This window comes from Rhodopseudomonas sp. (genome assembly GCF_048594845.1).
Classification (GTDB): domain Bacteria; phylum Pseudomonadota; class Alphaproteobacteria; order Rhizobiales; family Xanthobacteraceae; genus Rhodopseudomonas.
In genome coordinates, this window is record NZ_JBMDXE010000070.1 from 26,412 (window position 1) to 33,289 (window position 6,878).

Annotated in this window: 4 protein-coding genes; 3 read left to right on the forward strand and 1 reads right to left on the reverse strand. The window is 65.1% G+C overall.

Annotated features, from left to right (window positions below; translation table 11 throughout):
* Window positions 1-32 precede the first annotated feature (32 nt).
* Both ACOJTD_RS03865 and ACOJTD_RS03870 read left to right on the forward strand, forming a co-directional pair.
* Window positions 33-530 (forward strand): DUF721 domain-containing protein, encoded by a 498-nt coding sequence (locus ACOJTD_RS03865; RefSeq protein WP_420131613.1) that lies wholly within the window; start codon window positions 33-35, stop codon window positions 528-530.
* A gap of 144 nt (window positions 531-674) precedes the next feature.
* Window positions 675-1,352 carry a DsbA family protein gene (locus ACOJTD_RS03870; RefSeq protein ID WP_420131614.1) on the forward strand — a complete coding sequence of 226 codons (678 nt, stop codon included), beginning with the start codon at window positions 675-677 and terminating at the stop codon, window positions 1,350-1,352.
* A 1,265-nt stretch (window positions 1,353-2,617) separates the two neighbouring features.
* Here the strand turns inward: ACOJTD_RS03870 and ACOJTD_RS03875 are convergent.
* Window positions 2,618-3,697, reverse strand: a complete 1,080-nt coding sequence (locus ACOJTD_RS03875) for a Shedu immune nuclease family protein (RefSeq protein WP_420131615.1) — start codon at window positions 3,695-3,697, stop codon at window positions 2,618-2,620.
* Window positions 3,698-4,076: 379 nt separating this feature from the next.
* Between ACOJTD_RS03875 and ACOJTD_RS03880 the strand changes: the two genes are divergently transcribed.
* On the forward strand, window positions 4,077-6,878 hold a 2,802-nt coding region (locus tag ACOJTD_RS03880; RefSeq protein WP_420131616.1), incomplete at its 3' end, for an AAA family ATPase.

A 6,878-nucleotide genomic window follows, 5' to 3' on the forward strand; every position in this document is an offset into this window, starting at 1 on the left:
GCAAAGCCGTTCGCTATGAGCAAGCCCGCGCCATGAGCAAGCCCGCACCCATCTACAAGCCCGGCCCGATCAGCGCCAAGCCGCTGGCCGGCCTGCTCGGCCCGACGCTGAACGAAGCCTTCGCCAAGCAAGGTTTCGCGGCGCGGGAACTCGTCACCCGCTGGGCCGAGATCGCCGGGGCGCAGATCGCCCAGCATTGCGAGCCGCTGAAGATGCAATGGCCGCGTCCGGTGGACGGCCAGCCGCAGGAACCGGCGACGCTGGTGCTGCGGGTCGAAGGCCCGATGGCCCTGGAGATCCAGCATTCGTCCGACCAGATCCTGCAGCGGGTCAACCGCTTCTTCGGCTGGAACGCGGTCGGCAAGCTGGCGCTGCGCCAGGCTCCGCTGTCGCGCCGGCCGCGCAAGACGGCGCCGCAGCCGCCGGACCCGAAGGCGGTCGCACAGGTCGCCGCCAGCCTCGACGCGGTCGAGGACGAGGACCTGAAGCTGGCGCTGGCCCGCCTCGGCGCCACGATCAAGCGGAAGTGACGCTTGCGCGAGCGCGGAGATTCCGGCCCGGCATTGCCACAATTGCGGTTTCAAGCTAGCTGACGGCCACGTGGTCCCGGCCACGTCCGCCTTCGTTTTGCCTCGTGTCTTGCCTTGAGCGGCGCGCCGCCGCGTTGGAGCACCTTGATGATCACGCGCCGCACCTTCACCGCCGCTCTGTCGCTGACCGGCCTCGCCGCTGTCGTCGGCGTCTCGCCGTTCCGGCTGATCGACCAGGCGTTCGCCCAGAGCACCAAGGCCGCCACCGCCGCCGACGTCGCCAAGCCGATGTCGCTGCCCGACATGGCGCTCGGCCCGAAGGACGCCGCCGTCACCGTCACCGAATACGCCTCGATGACCTGCTCGCACTGCGCCGCGTTCAACGAGCAGGTGTTTCCGAAGCTGAAGGCCGCCTATATCGACACCGGCAAGATCCGCTACGTGTTCCGGGAATTCCCGCTCGACATCAAGGCCGCCGCCGGCTCGATGCTGGCACGCTGCATCGCCAAGGACGACGCGCCGAAGTATTTCGCCGTCACCGACCTGCTGTTCAAGACCCAGGCCGAGTGGGTGCTGAAGGACACCACCGAGCAGCTCAAGCGCATCGGCAAGCAGGCGGGCCTCAGCGCCACCGAAGTCGAAACCTGCCTGAGGGATCAGGCCCTGCTCGACAAGATCGCCGCCGACCAGAAGTACGCCAACGAAGTGCTGAAGGTGAACTCGACCCCGAGCTTCTTCATCAACGGCGAAATGCTCAAGGGCGAAACCTCACTGGAAGAATTCGCCAAGCGCATCGACCCGCTGCTGGAGAAGAAGAGCTGAGGCACAGGCCTTGGTATAGGCCGTCATCCGCCGCACATGCGGGGATTCATGACTGCAGAGCGTGGCACTCTCTTCTTCGGGAGACGCCGCGCGGCCTCAAACTCAGCCGTCATCCTCCGCGAAAGCGGAGGATCTAGTATTCCAGAGCGCTTGCGGCGTGCGTACTGAAACCAACGCGCGCTCTGGGATACTGGGTCGCCCGGTCAAGCCGGGCGATGACGTCAGAGGATGACGCGAGCGCGGTGCTTCGCCGTCGCTAATCCAATTATCAAAGACTCGATTCTCAAACAGCCACGCCCAATCCTTCTCGCGGCTCCAGCGAGCCCGAGTTTTTGCACCCGTCGCTTCTCAGCGAGGGGCGGGGGCGCGCCGCGCGGCGCAAAAGTGGTGAGTTTTCGCTATGGCTTGGGACCATCGCGCAACGCCTTGCGGCGCGCCCACCGCGGCGGTTTTAGGTGATCGGGCCCGTGCTTCCGCGGGCAGGCAGGGGTAATGAAACCCCACGGTCCGACGGATTACGCCGCCTTCGCCTGCCCCCGTCCAGCGAACTAACAAGTCGCAGAGCCTCGTAGTAGGCCCGGACGGGTCCCCGACACCTCCCGGACGTGCGGGTGCGAACCGCAACGCGCAGGACGCCGCGTCCGTTCAGGCTTCGCTGACCAGCGTCAGCTCCGCCGAACCATCGTTCCGAACCGGTTGCCCGGCCCGCCGATCTGTCCCGCTTGACGACGCCTCGCGAAGCGCCCCTCACGGACAGGACAGCGCGGATTGTAATCATAATAGGAATTTTGTCAAGATGCCCTCTTTCGTGTCCCGGACGCGCTGCGGCACGAAGTGCCGCTGCGCAGAGCCGGGACCCCGGTGCCGGCGCTCACAACATCCGCTGCTTCTCAAGCAAGCAACCGGGGTCCCGCATCTGCGGAGCAGCGCTACGCGCTGCACCGCGTGCGGGACCCGCTGATCATCATCGTTGCCCTTGCCGCCCAAAGATCAGGGCACACACTCTCTCTTTCGTCATTCCGGGGCGCGCGAAGCGCGAGCCCGGAATCCATAACCACCGCGCTCGGCGATGGAGCACGATGGTGCGGATGCTGCGCTTCACTGAGAGTTCAGGGGCTATGGATTCCGGGCTCGCTCACTGCGTGAGCGCCCCGGAATGACGAACGAGGCTTTAATTACCGACCTGATAATCGCGGAATCACCTTCAATTCGATCTTCGTACACCTACGTTGGCTTAGGTTGCCCGAACACGACGTCATACGTGATTAAGGATTCACCTTCTCGCTGATCGTTTCAACGATGCATCTCGCGCGCGCAAATAATTCGTCGAACGTAATTATCTCAGGCGCCCTGACATTGCGTCGATAAAGCTCGAAACAAGCTATCTTGTCATCGTTACAGTCCAGCTGAGCGATACTCCCAATGACGAGATAGCTGCGAGGCTCGATAGAATAGACTTTTTCGCCAGTGTCTTCCCCGACTGAGTCCTTCAAATAATCCCTGAACCGCTGCCTAGAAAACTCAAAGACCGTTTTCTGAACCTGCGTCACTGCATTCGACATTTCTCCGGATACGCCCCAGCAGCCCGGACGATATTCGCCATGAAGCAATTGAGTGGAATTGGCCTTGATTTCCACGAAAACATACTGACTAACCTGAGCCTTGGTGCGCAGAAGAGCATCAGCACGCTTTCCGCGCTGATCAAAACGACTGCCAGTCGTAACAGTCTCCAATTTGGGACCGACCTTGCTCAGGAATATATAGTTTAATCCATGTCCAAATATCCAGGAATTACGCTCAAAAAAACTCTGCCAGGTGGACTCTGCTGTCGGAACGCTCAACAGCGTCTCGAACTCATTTAGCGCGGCTCGCTTCGCCGCGACGGCATATATATCGTTGTGAAGCTCTGGTGCTTCAGCAAGCTCTTTAACAAGAGCGACTCCTTTATTACTCATCAACAAGGCCCCGAGGGCTCCGACATCGATATTATCTAGCGAGATTCTAGTCTTCTTGGCATCACGCAGATCCAAACTAGACAGCACGGCAACAAATTCACGCATTTGCGCGACCTGGAACTGATTGATCTGCACTTGCCCCACTTCTTTCCACCCATGCCGGGCGTGGTATTGAAGCTTTGTCAGCTTGATAGTCCCGAAATCAGCTCGTTCGCGAACGTAAAATGCAGAGACTGCAAGTTTGCATCTCGGCGTTACGTCGATTTCGCCGATCACTTCCTCGCTGTCTCCAACAAGGGTTGCGTATGCCCCCTGCCCGTTCTTCGCGGGCACAGTGTAAAGCGCATTTGGCTTGTATCGCACCAGATACTCTAAATCGCCCTTGGACATGCAGTACCTTCAATAAGCGCAGGTATCTGGCATAGACTACGGACTCACCCGATGCCCGACATTGTCAATTGGTCTTGGGAGCGCTTAATGCGCTCAAATTTAGTTCCGCGAGCAATAGAACGCGGAAACACAATCAGACACCTAGACCGCTGTTGAAGTCAGCCCCTAATCCCCACCTTTCTCTCCCCCTCCCCCCAAATCCCCCCGTGGAAAAGCCCGGTTCCGCGGTTGCGGCGGCTGTTCCGCCCCGCCATTGTCGCCGGCTACCGCCGCTGCCGGCTGCGCGCGAGTCGCGACCGGTCGGACTGCCTATGGTATTGTCCGGCTTGAGAGATTCGCCTGCGCCGGCCGATAACCGGCCCATTGAGCATCGGACCAGATGAAACTCACGCGTCTCCGCCTTCACGGCTTCAAGTCGTTCGTCGAGCCCACCGACTTCATGATCGAGCCGGGTCTGACCGGCGTGGTCGGGCCCAACGGCTGCGGCAAGTCCAATCTGGTCGAGGCGCTGCGCTGGGCGATGGGCGAGACCTCGCACAAATCGCTGCGCGCCACCGACATGGACGCGGTGATCTTCGCCGGCTCAGGTAATCGCCCGGCGCGCAACCACGCCGAAGTGGTGATGTCGCTGGACAATTCGGCCCGCACCGCGCCGGCGGCGCTGAACGATTCCGACACGCTGGATATTTCGCGACGGATCGAGCGCGAGGCCGGCTCGCAATATCGCATCAACGGCCGTGAAGTCCGCGCCCGCGACGTGCAGCTGCTGTTCGCCGACGCCGCCACCGGCGCGCGGTCGCCGGCGCTGGTCCACCAGGGCAAGATCGGCGAAATCATCCAGGCCAAGCCCGAGCAGCGCCGCCGCGTGCTGGAAGACGCCGCCGGCGTCGCCGGCCTGCACGCCCGCCGCCATGAGGCCGAGCTGCGGCTGAAGGCGGCCGAGACCAACCTCACCCGCGTCGAGGACGTGATCGGCCAATTGTCGTCGCAGGTCGATGGGCTGAAGAAGCAGGCGCGCCAGGCGATCCGCTTCCGCGAGGTCGCCGCCAAGGTGCGCAAGACCGAGGCGACGCTGTATCACCTGCGCTGGTGCGACGCGCAGGCCGAAGTCGGCGCCGCCGCGCAGGTCCACGATCTCAGCGTCCGCGACCTCGCCGAGCGCACCCGCGAGCAGGCCGAAGCCTCCCGCATCCAGGCCGACCGCGCCTCGACGCTGCCCGGCCTGCGCGAGGCCGAGGCCCGCGCCGCCGCCGGCCTGCAGCGGCTGACCAACGCCCGCGAATTGCTCGACCGCGAGGAAGCCCGCGCCAAGGAGCGCGTCGTCGAACTCGAGCGCCGGCTGGCGCAGTTCTCCTCCGACGTCGCGCGCGAGCAGCAGCAGGCGGTCGACGCCGACGAGGCGCTGGAGCGGCTGCAGATCGAAGACGTCGAGCTGCGTGAAGAGATTCTGGAGCGCGTCGAGAAGCGCAGCGGCGTCGACGAGCGCGTCGGCGAGGCCGAGGCGGCGCAGGGCGAAGCCGAGCGGCTGTTCGCCGAGCTCACCACCCAGCTCGCCGAGCTGACGGCGCGGCGCAATCAGTTCGAGCAGGCGGTGCGCAGCCATCGCGATCGTCTTGCCCGGCTCGACACCGAGATCAAGAACGTCGAAAGCGAAATCGACCGGCTGACGCAGGAAACCGGCGGCGCCGGCAATGTGGACGAGCTCGCCGAAGCGGTCGCGATGGCGCAGGAGACCATCGCCGAGCTGGAAGGCGCCGTTCAGCACGCCGAGGCCGCGCATGTCGCCGCCCGGCAGAAGCTCGACGGCTCGCGCAGCCCGCTGACCGAAGCCGACAAGCGGGTGCAGCGGCTGGAGACGGAAGCCAAGACGATCAGCAAGATCCTCAACGGCGAGACCAAGAATCTGTGGCCGCCGATCATCGACGGCATCACGGCTGCCAAGGGTTACGAGAAGGCGATCGGCGCCGTGCTGGGCGACGATCTCGACGCGCCGGTCGATCCGTCGTCGCCGATGCGCTGGACCGATATCGGCGTGCAGGACGGCGACCCGGCGCTGCCGGAGGGTGTCGAACCGCTGAGCCAGCACGTCACCGCGCCGCCGGAGCTGGCGCGGCGTCTGGCGCAGATCGGCGTTGTCGCCAAGGAGCGCGGCGGCGAGCTGGTCGGCCAGCTCAAGACCGGGCAACGGCTGGTGTCGCTCGACGGCGACGTCTGGCGCTGGGACGGCTTCGTCGCCTCGGCGCATGCGCCGACCGGCGCCGCCCGCCGCCTCGCCGAGCGCGCCCGCCTGGTCGACATCGAGAACGAACTGGAGCAGGCCAAGATCGACGCCTCGGCCAAGCGCCAGGCGCTGGAAATGGCGGAAGCCGAGCTGCGCAGCGCCGCTGCGGCCGAGACCGCGTCGCGCGAAAACCTGCGCGGCGCCCGCCGCGAAGCCGATGCGGCGCGCGAACGCCTCGCCGCCGCCGAGCGCGAGGTCAATCGCCACGCCGCGCGTAAGTCCGCGCTCGCGGAAGCGCAGTCGCGCCTTGCCAGCGATCGGCTCGAAGCCGAGATGGCGCTGGAATCGGCCGAGAACGCGATTGGCGATCTGGCACCCAACGACGACGCCGAGCAGCGGCTGGCCGCGGTGCGCGGCGAGATCGACATGCACCGCCGCAACGCTGCGCAGGTCCGCGCCGAGGCGCAGGCGCTGGCGCGCGAGGCCGAGCTGGCCGACAAGCGGCTGCAGGCGATCGTGGCCGAGCGCAACGAATGGACCCGTCGCAAGCAGAGCGCGGCGTCGCAGATCGCCACCGTCGAGGAGCGCGTCGCCGAGCTGACCGCCGAGCGCGCCGAGCTCGACAACGCGCCGACCGTGTTCGCCGAGAAGCGCAGCGCGATCATCACCGAGATCGAATACGCCGAGGCCGACCGCCGCACCGCCGCCGATGCGCTGGCCAAGGCCGAAGCCGCGATGGCCGACACCGACCGCGCGGCGCGATCGTCGCTCGAACAGCTCTCCAGCGCCCGCGAAGCCTGCGCCCGCGCCGAGGAGCGGATGGAAGCGGCGCGACGCCGGCTCGAGGACATCGAGCGCGAGATCCGCGACATGCTGGAAGTGGAGCCGGAAGGCGTCGCCGCCCTCGCCGAGGTGCGCGCCGACGACAAGTTGCCCGACCTGCACGATGTCGAGCAAGAG